This is a genomic window from Fictibacillus phosphorivorans (assembly GCF_001619875.1).
In the GTDB taxonomy this organism is placed as follows: Bacteria; Bacillota; Bacilli; order Bacillales; family Fictibacillaceae; genus Fictibacillus; species Fictibacillus phosphorivorans_B.
The window spans coordinates 30,955-48,371 of record NZ_LRFC01000003.1 but is presented as its reverse complement, the minus strand read 5'-3'; the positions used below and the strand labels follow the sequence as shown (position 1 = coordinate 48,371).

16 protein-coding genes and 2 other annotated features (1 of these 18 running past the window's edge) are annotated in these 17,417 nt (G+C 42.5%); all 16 genes read left to right on the top strand.

Annotated features, from left to right (window positions below):
- Nucleotides 1–56, top strand: a binding site (T-box leader) (it extends 171 nt beyond the left edge of the window).
- Between the two features lie 270 nt (nt 57–326).
- A complete protein-coding gene (gene cysE / locus AWM68_RS05135; RefSeq protein ID WP_066238026.1) occupies nt 327–977 on the top strand; it encodes a serine O-acetyltransferase in 651 nt (216 codons plus the stop codon).
- On the top strand, nt 974–2,377 hold the full coding sequence (gene cysS, locus AWM68_RS05130; RefSeq protein WP_066238023.1) for a cysteine--tRNA ligase: 1,404 nt from the start codon (nt 974–976) through the stop codon (nt 2,375–2,377). The genes cysE and cysS overlap by 4 nt, the downstream gene beginning before the upstream one ends.
- The gene (locus AWM68_RS05125) at nt 2,378–2,788 is read left to right on the top strand and encodes a Mini-ribonuclease 3 (RefSeq protein ID WP_066238020.1); all 411 of its coding nucleotides are present in this window, start codon (nt 2,378–2,380) and stop codon (nt 2,786–2,788) included.
- A 1-nt stretch (nt 2,789) separates the two neighbouring features.
- A complete protein-coding gene (rlmB, locus tag AWM68_RS05120; protein WP_066238018.1) occupies nt 2,790–3,554 on the top strand; it encodes a 23S rRNA (guanosine(2251)-2'-O)-methyltransferase RlmB in 765 nt (254 codons plus the stop codon).
- Entirely contained in the window at nt 3,551–4,069 is a 519-nt protein-coding gene (locus tag AWM68_RS05115; protein WP_066238014.1) for an NYN domain-containing protein, read from the top strand. The genes rlmB and AWM68_RS05115 overlap by 4 nt, the downstream gene beginning before the upstream one ends.
- Before the next feature lie 79 nt (nt 4,070–4,148).
- Nucleotides 4,149–4,799, top strand: coding sequence for an RNA polymerase sporulation sigma factor SigH (gene sigH, locus AWM68_RS05110; protein WP_066238011.1), 651 nt, complete (start codon nt 4,149–4,151; stop codon nt 4,797–4,799).
- A 467-nt stretch (nt 4,800–5,266) separates the two neighbouring features.
- The gene (gene rpmG / locus AWM68_RS20980; protein ID WP_077365486.1) at nt 5,267–5,416 is read left to right on the top strand and encodes a 50S ribosomal protein L33; all 150 of its coding nucleotides are present in this window, start codon (nt 5,267–5,269) and stop codon (nt 5,414–5,416) included.
- 58 nt (nt 5,417–5,474) lie between these two features.
- On the top strand, nt 5,475–5,681 hold the full coding sequence (gene secE / locus AWM68_RS05105; protein ID WP_066238009.1) for a preprotein translocase subunit SecE: 207 nt from the start codon (nt 5,475–5,477) through the stop codon (nt 5,679–5,681).
- A 75-nt stretch (nt 5,682–5,756) separates the two neighbouring features.
- Nucleotides 5,757–6,290, top strand: coding sequence for a transcription termination/antitermination protein NusG (gene nusG, locus AWM68_RS05100; RefSeq protein ID WP_066238007.1), 534 nt, complete (start codon nt 5,757–5,759; stop codon nt 6,288–6,290).
- A 158-nt stretch (nt 6,291–6,448) separates the two neighbouring features.
- A complete protein-coding gene (rplK, locus tag AWM68_RS05095) occupies nt 6,449–6,874 on the top strand; it encodes a 50S ribosomal protein L11 (protein WP_066238005.1) in 426 nt (141 codons plus the stop codon).
- Between the two features lie 160 nt (nt 6,875–7,034).
- A complete protein-coding gene (rplA, locus tag AWM68_RS05090) occupies nt 7,035–7,736 on the top strand; it encodes a 50S ribosomal protein L1 (protein ID WP_066238001.1) in 702 nt (233 codons plus the stop codon).
- 45 nt (nt 7,737–7,781) lie between these two features.
- Nucleotides 7,782–7,933, top strand: a sequence feature (ribosomal protein L10 leader region).
- A gap of 39 nt (nt 7,934–7,972) precedes the next feature.
- Nucleotides 7,973–8,470, top strand: coding sequence for a 50S ribosomal protein L10 (rplJ, locus tag AWM68_RS05085; RefSeq protein WP_066237998.1), 498 nt, complete (start codon nt 7,973–7,975; stop codon nt 8,468–8,470).
- A gap of 50 nt (nt 8,471–8,520) precedes the next feature.
- Nucleotides 8,521–8,886 carry a 50S ribosomal protein L7/L12 gene (rplL, locus tag AWM68_RS05080; RefSeq protein WP_066237995.1) on the top strand — a complete coding sequence of 122 codons (366 nt, stop codon included), beginning with the start codon at nt 8,521–8,523 and terminating at the stop codon, nt 8,884–8,886.
- 350 nt (nt 8,887–9,236) lie between these two features.
- Nucleotides 9,237–9,839: a class I SAM-dependent methyltransferase gene (locus AWM68_RS05075; protein WP_066237992.1), complete on the top strand. Its 603-nt coding sequence runs from the start codon at nt 9,237–9,239 to the stop codon at nt 9,837–9,839.
- Nucleotides 9,840–10,152: 313 nt separating this feature from the next.
- On the top strand, nt 10,153–13,695 hold the full coding sequence (gene rpoB / locus AWM68_RS05070; protein WP_066237989.1) for a DNA-directed RNA polymerase subunit beta: 3,543 nt from the start codon (nt 10,153–10,155) through the stop codon (nt 13,693–13,695).
- Nucleotides 13,696–13,724: 29 nt separating this feature from the next.
- Nucleotides 13,725–17,348, top strand: coding sequence for a DNA-directed RNA polymerase subunit beta' (gene rpoC / locus AWM68_RS05065; RefSeq protein ID WP_066237986.1), 3,624 nt, complete (start codon nt 13,725–13,727; stop codon nt 17,346–17,348).
- The last annotated feature ends 69 nt before the right edge of the window (nt 17,349–17,417 follow it).

Sequence of the window (17,417 nt, the reverse complement as noted above, 5' to 3'; positions counted from 1 at the left end):
GAGGTCTAACTGCCTGTTAAACAGAGTGGAACCGCGTCTAACAGTACGTCTCTGTGTCAGTTTTGGCACAGGGGCGTTTTTATTTTGTACTTTCTTTGGTGTTCTTGAAAGTAGTTGATTTCCGTTTCAGGTGCTTCGCTTTCCGCGGGGCAGGCGTTGAGCCACATTCTTAACGTTTCACTCTTAAGTGTCTCAACTGCCCGCCTGTCCTAGCCGAGAGTCTCGCACCTTACACTCCAACCAACCTATGAATGTAGAAAATAAACAGACCCTATGACAAGGGCTTACGGAAGTGCTTATTTTAAAATGCAAGGAGGTTGAGAAGCATGTTTTCAGCCATAAAAGAAGACATTCGGGTTGTTTTTGAAAAAGACCCCGCTGCAAGAAGCTCATTCGAAGTATTCTTAACATACTCCGGACTTCATGCGGTATGGGCTCATAGACTGGCACATAAATTATTCAAACGAAATTGGCTGTTCTTAGCACGGCTAATCTCTCAGATCAGCCGCTTTTTTACAGGAATTGAAATACACCCAGGTGCACAGATCGGAAGGCGTTTCTTTATCGATCATGGAATGGGAGTCGTTATCGGCGAAACATGTATCATCGGTAATGATGTGACGCTGTACCAAGGGGTTACGCTTGGCGGTACAGGTAAAGAAAAAGGAAAAAGGCATCCCACACTTGAGGACCATGTGCTCGTCGCCACAGGGGCAAAGGTACTTGGCAACATCACGATCGGGAAAAATTCAAAGGTCGGAGCAGGATCAGTCGTTTTACAAAACGTACCGCCTGATGCAACCGTTGTAGGGATTCCTGGAAGGGTGGTTATTAAAAACGGCATAAAAGTCGGATGCGAACTGGACCATCGTGATCTTCCTGACCCGGTAGCGGATAAGTTTAGAGAGATGCAGCAAGAAATGAAAAAGTTATATGAAGAACTGGAAAGAATGAAAAGAGGGAGTGATTCTATATGAGCATTAAAATTTATAATACGATGACTCGTCAAAAGGAACTGTTTGTACCTTTAGAAGAAGGTAAAGTAAAAATGTATGTGTGCGGACCTACCGTATACAACTATATTCATATCGGTAATGCCCGACCAGCCATCGTCTTTGACACCGTTAGAAGATATCTGGAATATAGAGGCTTTGATGTGCAATTTATCTCTAATTTCACAGATGTTGATGACAAGCTCATTAAAGCAGCGAATGAAATGGGCAGTGATGTTCCGACGATCGCTGAAAAGTTTATCAATGCTTATCATGAAGATACATGCGCATTAGGTGTTCAAAAAGCAGATGCACACCCTCGGGTAACGGAAACGATGCCTGAGATCATCGAGTTTATCGAGAACTTGATTAAGAAAGGTTTTGCTTATGAAGCAGCGGGGGATGTTTATTTTAAAACGCGCTCGTTTAATGGGTATGGAAAGTTGTCTCACCAATCGATCGATGATTTAAAGTCAGGAGCACGAATTGAAGTAGGCGAGAAGAAAGAAGATCCGCTTGACTTTGCATTATGGAAAGCGGCCAAAGAAGGCGAAATCTATTGGGAGAGCCCGTGGGGCAAAGGCCGTCCTGGCTGGCACATCGAGTGCTCGGCAATGGCGAAAAAATACTTAGGTGACTCAATTGATATTCATGGAGGCGGGCAAGACTTAGCCTTTCCGCACCACGAAAATGAAATTGCACAATCTGAAGCATTAAATGAAGCACCAATGGCTAAATATTGGATGCATAATGGGTATATTAATATCGACAACGAAAAAATGTCCAAATCACTTGGAAACTTTGTGCTCGTTCATGATCTTGTAAAGCAGCAAGATCCGCAGGTTATCCGATTCTTTATGCTGGCTGTCCATTACCGCAACCCGATCAACTTCAGTCAGGAGTTATTGGAAGCGGCTGAATCTGGACTGAACCGAATTCGCACGTCATACGGCAACTTGAAACACCGCCTGACGGTTTCGGCAGATCTTTCTCTTGATACAGAAAAATGGAGTCAGTTCGTTAAAGAAACAAGAGAGAAATTTATCGCTGATATGGATGATGATTTCAACACAGCAAATGCCATCTCTAATCTTTTTGATTTCTCAAGAGAAGCGAATGTGTATCTTCAAGAGAAAAATACATCTAAAGCGGTTATCACAGAATTTATTGCGTTGTTTGATGAGCTTGCTGGTGTGCTTGGACTTACACTTCACAAAGAAGAGGAATTATTGGATGAGCAGATCGATGCCCTGATTCAAGAACGAAACGAGGCGCGTAAAGAAAAGAACTTTGCTCGTGCTGATGAAATACGTGATCTTTTAAAAGAACAGAACATCATTTTGGAAGATACCGCACAAGGTGTACGATGGAAAAGAGATAAGTAAATGAAAATACGTGATGCAGATATAAAACAATTGAACGGAACCACGCTTGCTTACATGGGTGATGCAGTAATGGAGCAATTCGTACGTGAACATTTGATCCGAAACGGTCAGGTGAAGCCGAACAAACTTCATGTATCAGCTACTAAATTTGTTTCGGCAAAAGCTCAGGCAAGCATGGTCGTTCAATTGCTTGAAGAAAACTATTTTACAGATGAAGAGATTGCTGTTATTAAACGAGGGCGCAATGCGAATCAAGGAACCGTCCCCAAAAACACGGATGTTCAGACGTATAGGCATGCGACAAGTTTTGAGGCGATTATTGGTTATTTCTATTTGCTGAATCAGCATGACCGTCTTCGAAACATGATGGAACATGTGTTAACAGATAATTTTGCAAAGGGGAGGTCTTAAGATGAGTGAAGGAAAAGAACAAGAACTGATTATTGGGCGAAATCCGGTTATGGAGGTACTGCGCTCCGGTCGTGATATAAATAAAATTTTTGTAGGTGAAGGCTCTCAAAAAGGCCCTGTAAGCACGATCGTTTCAATGGCTAAAAAGCAAAACGTGCTTGTGCAATATGTACCAAAACAGAAACTGGATTCATTGAGCGGCGGAGGCAACCACCAAGGGGTTATCGCAGGGGTTGCAGCATACTCTTACGCAGAGATCGATGATTTGTTTAAAATTGCTGAAGAACGCGGTGAAGAGCCGTTCTTTATTTTGTTGGACGAGCTGGAAGATCCTCATAATTTAGGTTCGATCATGCGTACTGCTGATGCAGTTGGAGCACATGGCATCATCATTCCGAAAAGACGTTCTGTCGGTCTGACGGCAACCGTAGCAAAAGCTTCAACTGGGGCGATCGAATACATTCCGGTTGCTCGTGTAACCAACCTCGTTCAGACGATGAAAGATTTAAGAGATCGCGGCATGTGGTTTGCTGGGGCTGATATGAAGGGGAAAGAAGATTACCGACAAGCAAAATGGGACATGCCACTCGGTCTTGTGATCGGAAGTGAAGGAAAAGGAATGGGAAGACTTGTTTCAGAAACATGCGATTTCCTAGTCCAGCTTCCAATGAAGGGTAAAGTAACTTCACTTAATGCTTCAGTCGCTGCCAGCCTTTTGATGTATGAAGTATACCGAAACCGCAATCCGCTAGAAGCGCGAAAATGAAAACCCGCCACTATTTGATTGTTGATGGCTACAACATCATTGGCGCATGGCCCGAACTCCGGAGCTTAAAAACATCAGACTTTGCTAAAGCAAGAGACATGCTGATCGAGTATATGGCAGAGTACCAAGGAACAACGGGGTATCAAGTAATTGTTGTATTTGATGCCCATCTTTCTCCCGGTACAGAGAAAAAGATAAATAATCATCGTGTGGAAGTGATATTCACACGAGAGAATGAGACAGCGGATGAACGGATCGAACGGCTGGTCGGAGAATTAAAATCGATTGATACGCGAATTTACGTAGCAACATCGGATTCAACAGAACAGTGGCAGATCTTTGGTAAGGGTGCACTTCGAAAATCCGCGCGAGAATTAAAGAACGAAATGGATGAGATCGAAAAGCACATTCATTTGTCGGTCGGCGAGCGGAAAAGGAAACAAAACTCATCATCTATCCTTCTTTCAGATGAAATTGCCGAAATATTTGAAAGATGGAGAAGAGGTCAAAAATAAGGAATGTTGACGCTTTTGTGAATTATGAGCTATAATATTGCTATATTTTGCCGGTAAAAACCTGGTGGGGGGATTTGTCGTGAACATAGATCTCAAGGAACTGTCAGTAAGCGATTACGAGCTCATGGAAGATGAAAGCCTTGTGGAACTGGTTCATGAGGGGGACAGCGCAGCACTTGAATATTTGATTAACAAGTATAAGAATTTTGTTCGTGCGAAAGCAAGATCATACTTTTTGATCGGTGCAGACCGTGAAGATATTATTCAAGAAGGCATGATCGGGCTTTATAAAGCGATTCGTGATTTTAAAGAGGACAAGCTGTCATCCTTTAAAGCTTTTGCCGAACTATGTATTACGAGGCAAATGATTACCGCTATCAAAACGGCAACTAGACAAAAACACATTCCGTTAAATTCTTATGTGTCGTTGGACAAGCCCATCTATGATGAAGAATCTGACCGTACACTGATGGATGTTATTTGCGGTACAAAAGTCACTGACCCTGAAGAGCTGATCATCAATCAAGAAGAATTTGATGACATTGAAGTGAAGATGGGGGAAATATTAAGTGACTTGGAACGAAAAGTTCTCATGCTGTACCTAGACGGAAGATCATACCAGGAAATTTCAGTGGATCTCGACAGACACGTGAAGTCGATCGATAACGCGCTTCAGCGAGTGAAACGTAAATTAGAGCGCTATTTAGAACTAAGGGAAATATCATCTTAAGAGCAGGGGAGTGATCCTGCTCTTTTTCTTTTGGGTTCTAGCGAATGGTGAACTAGTACGCTAAATTGCATGGGTGGGGGGTATTGGACAGGCTGATTACAGTCGAATTTTGTCAACTCGCCGATATATGTGCAAAACTCGCGGGATTATAGCCGATACTCGCGGAATTAAGGCAATAATTTCTAGGATTAACGCTGGAATATCGCGGATTAATGTTGTATATACCGGGACGGGTATAGGTTGGGATGCAAATACTCACCCTTAAAAAGGCCTTATGAGACCTAGTTGCGTCACGAGCAAGGCGAAGCATCTAAAATCGATAATTATCCACTCACACTTCCAGCACATTTAGCTCGCTAAACACGATTTTCCCTTTATTGACAAGCTTATACCCCTATGTTAATGTTTTAAAAGTAACATTGTAACGTGGATGAGTGGGTTTGTCGCACGAAAGGTGTTTATTTAGCATGAGAAAAAAAGTTTTTTTAGCCTGTAAACAATGCTCAAAAAGAAATTATACAACGATGAAGAACCAACAAAACAATCCTGAACGAGTCGAGGTTAAAAAGTTTTGCAGCTACTGCAATGCTCATACCATTCACCAGGAAACGAAGTAAGCGAAGTAGCTTTTTTTATAAATGTTAAATGAAATGAAAAGCATGGGGGTTTATGAAGATGGCGGATGTTGCAGAAAAGACAAAAAAATCACCAGCGAAGTTTCTTTCTGATGTAAATAAGGAAATGAAGCGCGTAAGCTGGCCTTCGCGAAAAGAATTATTTCGCTATACAGGGATTGTACTGTCAACTGTAGTGGTAATGGCTTTGTTCTTCTGGGTTGTGGATTTAGGTATTTCACAATTAGTTGAGCTTATTTTAGGGTAGATTAGATACAGCTTCTTTTGGATAGAATGCTAGAGTATATCCATTTTAGGAGGGAAAGGACACGGGTCCCATCGTATGGAAAAAAATTGGTACGTAGTTCATACCTATTCAGGTTATGAAAACAAAGTAAAAGCAAACTTGGAAAAGCGTTTGGAATCTATGGGGATGACAGATAAAATTTTCCGTGTACTTGTACCTGTAGAAGAAGAGACCGAAACAAAGAACGGCAAGACAAAAACAAGTATGAAGAAAGTTTTCCCTGGTTATGTATTAACGGAAATGATCATGACAGATGATTCATGGTACGTTGTGCGTAATACACCTGGGGTAACTGGATTTGTCGGTTCTGCTGGTGCGGGCTCAAAGCCAACGGCACTTTTGCCTGAGGAAGTAGATCATATTCTTAAAGGTATGGGTATTGAAGCGCCGCGTGTCGAAGTTGATTTCGAAATTAAGGAATCTGTAAAAGTAAAAGAAGGTCCTTTTGCTGACTTCGTAGGTACGATTGAAGAGATCGATGCAACAAAACGCAAGCTGAAAGTTCACGTCAACATGTTTGGCCGTGAGACACCTGTTGAACTCGAGTTTAACCAAGTTAGCAAGTTATAATGGAAAAAGACTTGTAATCACTTCGAAAAGGTGATAGAATTTTTTATGTTTGATATTACTAATCAACTGCTTCTTCTCTTTTAAGGAGGGGAAGCGTATTTTTGAGTGGGAGGGTTTAGGCCCTAATACCACATCACGGACTTAAGGAGGTGTGTCGCGTGGCTAAAAAGGTTATTAAAATGGTGAAATTGCAAATCCCTGCTGGTAAAGCAAACCCGGCACCGCCAGTTGGACCTGCACTAGGACAAGCTGGGGTAAACATCATGGGATTCTGTAAAGAATTCAACGCTCGTACTGCTGATCAAGCTGGTTTAATCATTCCGGTAGAAATCACGGTTTTCGAAGACCGTTCATTTACATTCATCACTAAAACTCCTCCGGCTGCTGTTCTTCTAAAGAAAGCTGCGGGAATCGAGTCAGGTTCTGGTGAGCCAAACAAGAAAAAAGTTGCGACTGTAAAGCGTGATAAAGTTCGCGAAATTGCAGAAACAAAAATGCCTGACCTAAACGCTGCTAGCGTAGAAGCTGCAATGCGTATGGTTGAAGGTACAGCACGCAGCATGGGAATTGTTATCGAAGACTAATTCCGTGTGTCATGTATATTAGGTTGCGAGTAAAAGGATTGAGATCCTGCCCTTCAAACGGTTCGCAACCTTTATTCATGCAATGCGTTCGATTGCGTTTAAAGTTAAGCGCAATAAGTGGGAGGAATATCCGCTAAACCACATAAGGAGGACAAAACAAATGGCAAACAAAGGTAAGAAGTACCAAGAAGCGGCTAAATTAGTAGACCGCACAAAAGCATATGACGCTGCAGAGGCGATCGAGCTTGTTAAAAAAGCTGCTCCTGCAAAGTTTGACGAGTCTGTAGAAGTAGCAGTTCGTCTAGGTGTAGACACAAAGAAAGCTGACCAACAAGTTCGTGGAGCTGTAGTGCTTCCAAACGGAACTGGTAAAACTCAACGTGTATTAGTTTTCGCTAAAGGTGAAAAAGCAAAAGAAGCTGAAGCTGCTGGAGCAGATCACGTTGGAGATTCTGACTACATCAACAAAATCCAACAAGGCTGGTTCGAGTTCGACGTAATCGTTGCAACTCCTGACATGATGGCTGAAGTTGGTAAACTTGGACGTGTTCTAGGACCTAAAGGTTTAATGCCTAACCCTAAAACTGGAACAGTTACATTTGAAGTTGAAAAAGCGATTAACGAAATCAAAGCTGGTAAAGTAGAATACCGTGTCGACAAGACTGGTAACGTACACGTTCCAATCGGTAAAGTATCTTTTGAAGCTAACAAGCTTGAAGAAAACTTAAACACGATTATCGAAACGTTGCTAAAGGTAAAACCTGCTGCAGCTAAGGGAACTTACATGAAGAACGTAGCAGTTTCTTCTACTATGGGACCTGGGATCAAAGTTAATCCATCTTCTTTCACTGTAAAACGATAGTTGACAAACGGGTTTAGACCCGTTATATTATATACTGTTAAACACAAACGCATCAGATGAATGCCGTAGACAGCAGGAGCCAACTGGCTTAAATCTTCCTGCCGAGGTGAAGCATCGATAAGCTCATTAGTTCTTTACTTATGACTTTAGATACTCACGCCTCCATGTCTCGACATGGAGGCTTTGTTTTTGGACAAAACCTGCGGTGATGCAATCATTTTACAGGAGGTGTAATAATGAGCAGCATTTTAGAAACAAAAAAGCAGTTAGTATCCACTATTTCTGAAAAAATCAAAAATAGCCAATCAACGATCCTTGTTGACTACCGTGGTCTTACTGTTGCAGAGGTTACTGAACTTCGTAAGTCATTACGTGATGCTGGCATCGAGTTTAAAGTTTACAAAAACTCAATGGTAGTCCGCGCTGCTGAAGAGAATGACCTTAACTTATCAGAACACTTAACTGGTCCTACAGCGATCGCATTCTCAAATGAAGATGTTGTAGCTCCTGCTAAGATTCTTAACGACTTCGCTAAGAAACACGAAGCGCTTGAAATCAAAGCTGGTGTAATCGAAGGACGTATCGCGTCTCTAGAAGAAGTGAAAGCTCTTGCTGAACTTCCATCAAGAGAAGGTCTTCTTTCTATGGTACTCAGCGTGCTTCAAGCACCTATCCGCAACTTTGCGTTGGCTACTAAAGCCGTTGCAGAACAAAAAGAAGAACAAGGCGCGTAAGCCCATTCTTCAACCAATAATAACTTACATTCCATAAGGAGGAAATTATAATGTCTAAAGAGCAAATCATCGAAAGCTTAAAAACAATGACTGTTTTAGAGCTTAACGACCTAGTAAAAGCAATCGAAGAAGAGTTTGGTGTAACTGCTGCTGCTCCTGTAGCTGTAGCTGGTGGAGCTGCTGGTGGAGACGCTGCTGCTGAACAAACTGAATTCGACGTAATTCTTGCAAGCGGTGGAGCTTCAAAAATTAAAGTTATCAAAGTTGTTCGTGAACTTACAGGTCTTGGCCTTAAAGAAGCGAAAGAACTTGTTGACGGTGCTCCAAAGCCAGTTAAAGAAGGCGTATCTAAAGACGAAGCTGAAGAAATCAAAGCTAAGCTTGAAGAAGTTGGAGCTTCTGTTGAAGTTAAGTAATTCAAAAGAAAAGGTTCGCCCGATGGCGGACCTTTTTGCTTGTTTCACTTTATCTTTTTAGAATGAATTATTCTTAAACCTTTCTGCTTTTAATCTTTTTTTGTTTTCTTCTTGAACAGTTGATTGGAGTGTAAGGTGGGAGACTCCTGCGGGACAGGTGGGCAGGTGAGACACTTAAGAGTGAAACGTACAAATGTGGCTCACCGGCTGCCCTGCGGAAAGCGAGCACCTGAAACGGAAATCAACTACTTTCAAAGGCGACATTGTAAAAGCATCTTTGCAGATAGGCTGTTAAAGAAATATGAAACGGGAATACTGTCTTTATCAGAAGGTAAGGAGAGTTTAAAGCGATGAAGAACCATTATTACTCTGAAACGCCTGGTACGGAAAGCAAAAGAGAAACATGGGATTTTATATTAAATGGTGAAAAGTTTCGCTTCACGACGGATGCTGGTGTTTTTTCAAAGAAAGAAGTAGATTTTGGCAGCCGTGTTTTAATAGAGTCTTTTGTTCCGCCAGAAGTACCTGGTGATTATATAGATGTGGGATGCGGTTACGGACCGATCGGACTTTCGCTTGCAAAAGCAGAACCTGATCGCACGATTCAAATGGTGGACATTAATGAACGAGCGATTGAGCTTTCAAAGGTCAATGCTGAGAAGAACAAGATCGATAACGTAAAAATTTTTAAAAGTTATCTATTTGCTGAAGTGAAAGCTAATGAGTTCGCCGCCGTTATTACAAATCCGCCGATCCGTGCAGGGAAATCAGTTGTACACCAAATTTTTGAAGAAGCGTACCATAAACTTTGCGTTGGTGGCGAGTTGTGGGTCGTTATTCAAAAGAAACAAGGTGCACCATCTGCAATGGATAAAATGCAAGAATTATTCGGGGAAGTTGAAACTGTTGCAAAGAAAAAAGGCTACTATATTTTACGCGCAATAAAAGTTTGACTTGATAAATCCCGTATGTTAGTATTATAAAATGCCAATGGATTCGCATTTTCCTGCTTATTTTTCGTGGTAAGCGAAAAAACGTTGATATATCAACGTTTTTTACTCATGTTTAGACGTATTAAATATTTGGTTTAAACGTATAGAATGGGAAAAAGTTGGACAAAATTATATAATAGCTTTTATCAAAATAGGAAAACTGCGGTTTTAAAAATATGAAACCCTTTTTCTTTTTGTTTTCTAATGTTCTTACTAGAATGTTAGATAGAAATAAGAAACACGAAAAAAACGCTGGATTTGAGGGGTGAAGCAGTTGACAGGTCAACTAGTTCAGTTTGGACGCCACCGCCAACGAAGAAGTTATGCAAGAATTAGCGAAGTGCTTGAATTACCAAACTTAATTGAAATTCAAACCGCTTCCTATCAATGGTTTCTTGATGAGGGGTTACGTGAAATGTTCCGAGACATTTCGCCGATTGAAGATTTTACAGGGAACCTCGTTTTAGAGTTTATTGATTATAACTTAGGTGAGCCGAAGTATCCTGTAGATGAATCAAAAGAGCGCGATGTTACTTACGCTGCTCCGCTTCGTGTGAAAGTGCGTCTGATCAATAAAGAGACGGGCGAAGTAAAAGAGCAGGAAGTATTTATGGGAGATTTCCCGTTAATGACAGATACGGGAACCTTTGTGATCAACGGGGCAGAGCGTGTAATTGTATCACAGCTCGTTCGTTCACCAAGTGTTTACTATAGTGAGAAAATCGACAAAAACGGTAAAAAAGGTTTTACCGCTACTGTCATTCCAAACCGCGGTGCTTGGCTAGAGTTTGAAACAGATGCTAAGGACGTAGTTTATGTGCGTATCGACCGTACAAGAAAAATCCCTATTACCGTATTGCTTCGTGCTTTAGGGTTTGGGTCTGATCAAGAAATCATTGATTTGCTTGGAGAAGACGAGTATCTTCGCAACACGCTGGATAAGGATAATACAGAAGGAACGGAAAAAGCCCTTCTGGAAATCTATGAACGTCTTCGTCCGGGAGAGCCTCCAACAGTAGATAATGCCAAAAGTTTATTAGATTCAAGGTTCTTTGACCCGAAACGCTATGACTTGGCTAACGTTGGACGTTACAAAATCAATAAAAAGCTTCATATAAAGAACCGTCTATTCAACCAGAAGCTAGCTGAAACACTTGTTGATGCTGAAACTGGTGAAGTGATTGCTGAAGAAGGTACGCTGCTTGACCGCAGAACGCTAGATAAGATTATTCCTGCTCTTGAAAGTGGTGTAGGTTTCAAAACCGTAACACCTGCAGGAGGAGTAGCAGAAGATCAAGATATTGCTCTTCAATCTATTAAAATCTATGCGCCTGACGATCAAGAAGGCGAAAGAATCATTAATGTTATCGGAAACGGTCTTGTTGACAAAGAAATTAAAAACATTACGGTTTCAGACATTATTGCTTCTATTAACTACTTCTTCAATCTATTGCATCAAGTAGGAACGACAGATGATATTGACCATCTTGGAAACCGTCGTTTACGTTCTGTTGGTGAACTTCTTCAAAACCAATTCAGAATTGGACTTTCCAGAATGGAGCGTGTTGTTCGTGAGCGTATGTCTATTCAAGACACAAATGCGATCACACCACAGGCGCTTATCAATATCCGTCCTGTTATTGCTTCTATTAAAGAGTTCTTCGGAAGCTCACAGCTTTCACAGTTCATGGATCAAACGAACCCGTTAGCAGAGTTGACGCATAAGCGTCGTCTATCTGCACTAGGGCCAGGTGGTCTTACACGTGAACGTGCAGGCTTTGAAGTTCGTGACGTTCACTACTCTCACTACGGCCGTATGTGTCCGATTGAGACGCCAGAGGGTCCGAACATCGGGTTGATCAACTCGCTTTCTTCCTATGCGAAAGTGAACCAATACGGATTTATCGAAACACCATACCGTCGGGTTGACCCTGAAACAGGTCGTGTAACGAGCCGTATCGATTACTTGACTGCTGACGAAGAAGATTTATACGTAGTTGCACAAGCGAACTCCATTTTAGGTGAAAACGGAGAGTTCATGAACGAAGACGTAATCGCACGTTTCCGTGGTGACAACACTGTTGTTAAACGCGAACGCATCGACTATATGGATGTATCGCCAAAACAGGTTGTATCCGCTGCGACAGCTTGTATTCCGTTCTTAGAAAATGATGACTCCAACCGTGCCCTAATGGGAGCGAACATGCAACGTCAGGCTGTACCTTTGCTTGTTCCTGAATCACCGATCGTTGGTACAGGAATGGAGCACGTATCTGCAAAAGACTCTGGAGCTGCAGTAATCTGTAAGCACGAAGGAATCGTAGAACGTGTTACAGCGAAACAAGTTCAAGTACGCCGCATTAAAGAAGTAGATGGCAAGGAAGTCAGAGGCGACCTTGACACTTACAACATGCTGAAGTTTATTCGTTCCAACCAAGGAACGTGCTATAACCAGCGTCCGATCGTAAGCACGGGTGACCGAGTAACTAAAGGGGAAATCTTAGCGGATGGTCCTTCAATGGAAAAAGGTGAACTTGCTTTAGGTCGTAACGTTCTTGTTGCCTTCATGACATGGGAAGGTTACAACTACGAGGATGCTGTCATCATGAGCGAACGCCTCGTAAAAGATGATGTTTATACTTCTATTCATATTGAAGAATATGAGTCAGAAGCGCGTGATACAAAGCTTGGACCAGAAGAAATCACTCGTGATATTCCGAACGTCGGAGAAGATGCATTGCGCAACCTGGACGAACGCGGAATCATCCGTGTTGGTGCAGAAGTTAAAGATGGTGACATTCTAGTTGGTAAAGTAACGCCTAAGGGTGTAACTGAACTTACTGCTGAAGAGCGCTTATTGCATGCGATCTTTGGAGAAAAAGCTCGTGAAGTGCGTGATACTTCATTGCGTGTACCTCACGGTGGAGACGGAATCATCCTTGACGTTAAAGTATTTAACCGTGAAGACGGCGATGAACTTCCTCCAGGTGTGAATCAGCTCGTTCGTGCATATATCGTGCAAAAACGTAAGATTCACGAAGGAGATAAAATGGCCGGCCGTCACGGAAACAAAGGTGTAATCTCTAAGATTATGCCTGAAGAAGACATGCCATATCTTCCAGATGGAACACCAGTTGACATCATGTTAAACCCGTTAGGGGTACCTTCCCGTATGAATATTGGTCAGGTATTGGAGCTTCACCTTGGAATGGCTGCTCGTCAGCTAGGCATTCATGTTGCTACACCGGTATTCGATGGAGCGCGTGAGGAAGATGTTTGGTCAACGATCGAAGAAGCTGGAATGGCTCGCGATGGTAAAACAGTACTTTATGATGGACGTACAGGTGCTGCGTTCGATAACCGTGTATCAGTTGGGGTTATGTATATGATCAAACTGGCTCACATGGTTGACGATAAGCTGCATGCTCGTTCAACTGGACCATACTCACTTGTTACACAGCAGCCTCTTGGTGGTAAAGCACAATTTGGAGGTCAGCGTTTCGGTGAGATGGAAGTATGGGCGCTTGAAGCATATGGCGCTGCATACACACTTCAGGAAATTCTTACGGTTAAATCCGATGATGTTGTCGGCCGTGTGAAAACGTATGAAGCCATCGTTAAAGGTGAAAACGTTCCTGAGCCAGGTGTTCCGGAATCATTTAAAGTATTGATCAAAGAACTTCAATCTCTTGGAATGGACGTTAAGATCTGTTCTGGAGATGACCAGGAAATTGAAATGAGAGAGCTTGATGATGAAGACGATCAGGCAAGCGAGAAATTAAATCTAAATCTTGAGTCTTACACTTCGAATGACTAAAACAGGATATCAAAAGGGAGGTACGCTCCTTGATAGACGTAAATAATTTTGAATATATGAAAATTGGTCTTGCTTCACCGGACAAAATCCGGTCGTGGTCAAGAGGGGAAGTAAAGAAACCTGAAACAATCAACTACCGTACACTTAAGCCTGAAAAAGACGGCTTGTTCTGTGAAAGAATTTTCGGTCCGACAAAAGACTGGGAATGTCATTGCGGAAAGTATAAGCGCGTCCGTTATAAAGGCGTGGTTTGTGACCGTTGTGGTGTTGAAGTAACAAGAGCTAAAGTTCGACGTGACCGTATGGGTCACATCGAGCTTGCTGCTCCTGTATCACACATTTGGTACTTCAAAGGTATCCCAAGCCGTATGGGTCTTGTTTTGGATATGTCTCCAAGAGCTTTAGAAGAAGTCATCTACTTTGCTTCTTACGTTGTTACTGAAACAGGAGATACTCCTCTTGAGAAGAAACAGCTGCTTTCAGAAAAGGAATACCGCACATACCGTGAAAAGTATGGCAAAGGCTTTACTGCACAAATGGGTGCAGAAGCGATCAAACGACTTCTAGAAGACATCGATGCTGAAAAAGAAGTAGAGATGCTGAAAGAAGAGCTTAAAACAGCACAAGGGCAACGCCGTACTCGTGCGATTAAGCGTTTAGAAGTACTAGAAGCATTCCGTCACTCTGGCAACCATGCCGACTGGATGATTCTAGAAGTACTTCCGGTTATCCCACCGGAATTGCGTCCGATGGTTCAGCTTGATGGCGGCCGTTTCGCCACTTCTGATCTTAACGACCTTTACCGTCGTGTTATCAACCGTAACAACCGTTTGAAGCGTCTATTAGACCTAGGTGCTCCTAACATTATCGTTCAAAATGAAAAACGTATGCTTCAAGAAGCAGTCGATGCATTAATCGATAATGGCCGTCGTGGCCGTCCGGTTACAGGGCCAGGAAATCGTCCATTAAAATCACTTTCACACATGCTGAAAGGGAAACAAGGACGTTTCCGTCAAAACTTGCTAGGTAAACGTGTTGACTACTCTGGTCGTTCGGTTATCGTTGTAGGTCCGAACTTAAAGATGTACCAATGTGGTCTGCCTAAAGAGATGGCACTGGAACTGTTTAAACCGTTTGTTATGAAAGAATTAGTATCAAAAGGTCTTGCACACAACATTAAGAGTGCAAAACGCAAAGTAGAGCGCGTTCAGCCTGAAGTTTGGGATGTTTTAGAAGAAGTTATTCGCGAGCACCCAGTACTTCTTAACCGTGCACCTACACTTCACAGACTTGGTATCCAAGCATTTGAACCAACGCTTGTTGAAGGCCGTGCTATCCGTCTTCACCCGCTCGTATGTACAGCATATAACGCTGACTTCGATGGTGACCAAATGGCGGTCCACGTACCTTTATCAGCTGAAGCTCAAGCAGAGGCTCGTATTTTAATGCTTGCTGCCCAAAATATCTTGAACCCGAAAGATGGTAAGCCGGTAGTAACACCTTCACAGGATATGGTATTAGGTAACTATTACTTAACACTTGAGCGTGCAGGAGCTATTGGTGAAGGGTCAGTATTTAAAGATATCAATGAAGCGATCATCGCTTATGAAAATGGATATGTACACTTGCATACACGTATTGCGGTGCCTGTATCCAGCTTAAATAAAGAAACTTTCACGGAAGAACAGCAATCTAAACTTCTGATGACTACAGTAGGTAAGTTGTTATTCAACGAAATCCTGCCTCCGTCATTCCCGTATATTAACGAGCCGACTACGACGAACCTTCAAGTGGAAACACCTGAAAAGTACTTCTTAGATCCGGCTGCTAATGTCAAGGAAGAAATTCAGAAGCATGAAGAAATTGTTCCTTTCAAGAAAGGAATCCTTGGTAAGGTTATCGCGGAAGTATTTAAACGCTTTAAGATTACTGAAACGTCTAAAATGCTTGATCGCATGAAGGACTTAGGATTTAAATATTCTACACGCGCTGGTATTACGATCGGTGTATCCGATATCGTGGTATTACCAGAAAAGCAAGAAATCCTTGCTGTTGCGGAAGAAAAAGTAGTTAACGTTACAAAGCAATTCAGACGTGGTTTGATCACAGAAGAAGAGCGCTATGAGCGTGTAATTAATATTTGGAGTTTGGCGAAAGACGAAATCCAAAATAAATTGATGGGAACACTTGATAAGCGAAACCCAATCTTCATGATGAGTGACTCCGGTGCCCGTGGTAACGCATCGAACTTTACGCAGCTAGCTGGTATGCGTGGTCTGATGGCCAACCCGGCTGGTAAAATCATCGAGCTTCCAATCAAATCAAGTTTCCGTGAAGGGCTAACAGTACTCGAGTACTTTATTTCTACTCACGGAGCGCGTAAAGGTCTTGCCGATACAGCCCTTAAAACAGCTGACTCTGGTTACCTTACTCGTCGTTTGGTTGACGTTGCTCAAGACGTAATCGTACGTGAAGATGATTGTGGAACAGACCGTGGTTTAGAAGTTGCTGCTATTAAAGAAGGCAACGAAGTGATCGAGCCGCTTCATGAGCGCTTAATCGGTCGTACTGCTTATAAAAAGGTATACCACCCAGAAACAAAAGAAATTCTTGCAGACGTTAATCAGCTGATTACTGAAGACATGGCCGCTCATATTGAAGAAGTAGGCGTGAAGGCAGTAACCATCCGTTCTGTATTTACATGTGACACTCGTCATGGTGTTTGTAAGAAATGTTACGGACGCAACCTTGCAACAGGCTCTGACGTTGAAGTTGGGGAAGCTGTTGGAATTATCGCTGCTCAATCCATCGGTGAGCCAGGTACACAGCTTACAATGCGTACCTTCCATACAGGTGGGGTAGCAGGAGACGATATCACACAAGGTCTTCCGCGTATCCAAGAATTGTTTGAAGCGCGTAACCCGAAAGGTCAAGCTGTTATTTCAGAGCTTGAAGGTACGGTTGTTGGCGTGAACGACAATAAAGATAAGCGTGAAGTTGTTGTCCAAGGTGAAATTGAATCGAGATCATACACGATTCCTTTCGGTGCCCGTATTAAGGCGGTTGAAGGAGATAAGGTAACTGCCGGTCAAGTATTGACAGAAGGTTCAATCGATCCTAAGGAACTAATCAAAGTACGCGGTGCTGAAGGCGTACAAGAATACCTATTGCGTGAGGTTCAGAAAGTTTACCGTATGCAAGGGGTAGAAATCGGAGATAAGCACGTTGAAGTAATGGTTCGCCAAATGCTTCGTAAAGTGCGTATCATCGACTCTGGTGATTCTCAAGTACTTCCTGGAGCTCTTATGGACATTCATAACTTTACGGATGTTAACCGTAGTGTGCTTCTTGAAGGTGGAACTCCTGCTACAGGACGTCCGGTGCTTCTTGGTATTACAAAAGCATCTCTTGAAACAGAATCGTTCTTGTCTGCTGCATCGTTCCAGGAAACAACTCGAGTTCTTACGGACGCTGCTATCAAAGGTAAGCGTGACGAGCTTCTCGGACTTAAGGAAAACGTTATTATCGGTAAGCTGATTCCAGCTGGAACAGGTATGAACCGTTACAGAAACATCGGAATCAACTCACCAGTAGTTGAAGAAGAGAACAGTGAAGAGGCTGAATTGCCAACTGAACTTGTTTCTCAAGATTAATAAATGACATGTTGACATTTGGAGCGCATCAGTGATATGATTACGGATGTGCTCCTAAAGAAATGTTGC

Excerpts from the sequence above, each read along its gene's own strand:
- cysS (WP_066238023.1), top strand. The coding sequence starts at position 974 with ATGAGCATTAAAATTTATAATACGATGACTCGTCAAAAGGAACTGTTT.
- rpmG (WP_077365486.1), top strand. The coding sequence starts at position 5,267 with ATGAGAAAAAAAGTTTTTTTAGCCTGTAAACAATGCTCAAAAAGAAAT.
- AWM68_RS05125 (WP_066238020.1), top strand. The coding sequence starts at position 2,378 with ATGAAAATACGTGATGCAGATATAAAACAATTGAACGGAACCACGCTT.
- rplL (WP_066237995.1), top strand. The coding sequence starts at position 8,521 with ATGTCTAAAGAGCAAATCATCGAAAGCTTAAAAACAATGACTGTTTTA.
- AWM68_RS05075 (WP_066237992.1), top strand. The coding sequence starts at position 9,237 with ATGAAGAACCATTATTACTCTGAAACGCCTGGTACGGAAAGCAAAAGA.
- rlmB (WP_066238018.1), top strand. The coding sequence starts at position 2,790 with ATGAGTGAAGGAAAAGAACAAGAACTGATTATTGGGCGAAATCCGGTT.
- nusG (WP_066238007.1), top strand. The coding sequence starts at position 5,757 with ATGGAAAAAAATTGGTACGTAGTTCATACCTATTCAGGTTATGAAAAC.
- cysE (WP_066238026.1), top strand. The coding sequence starts at position 327 with ATGTTTTCAGCCATAAAAGAAGACATTCGGGTTGTTTTTGAAAAAGAC.
- rplA (WP_066238001.1), top strand. The coding sequence starts at position 7,035 with ATGGCAAACAAAGGTAAGAAGTACCAAGAAGCGGCTAAATTAGTAGAC.
- secE (WP_066238009.1), top strand. The coding sequence starts at position 5,475 with ATGGCGGATGTTGCAGAAAAGACAAAAAAATCACCAGCGAAGTTTCTT.
- AWM68_RS05115 (WP_066238014.1), top strand. The coding sequence starts at position 3,551 with ATGAAAACCCGCCACTATTTGATTGTTGATGGCTACAACATCATTGGC.
- rplJ (WP_066237998.1), top strand. The coding sequence starts at position 7,973 with ATGAGCAGCATTTTAGAAACAAAAAAGCAGTTAGTATCCACTATTTCT.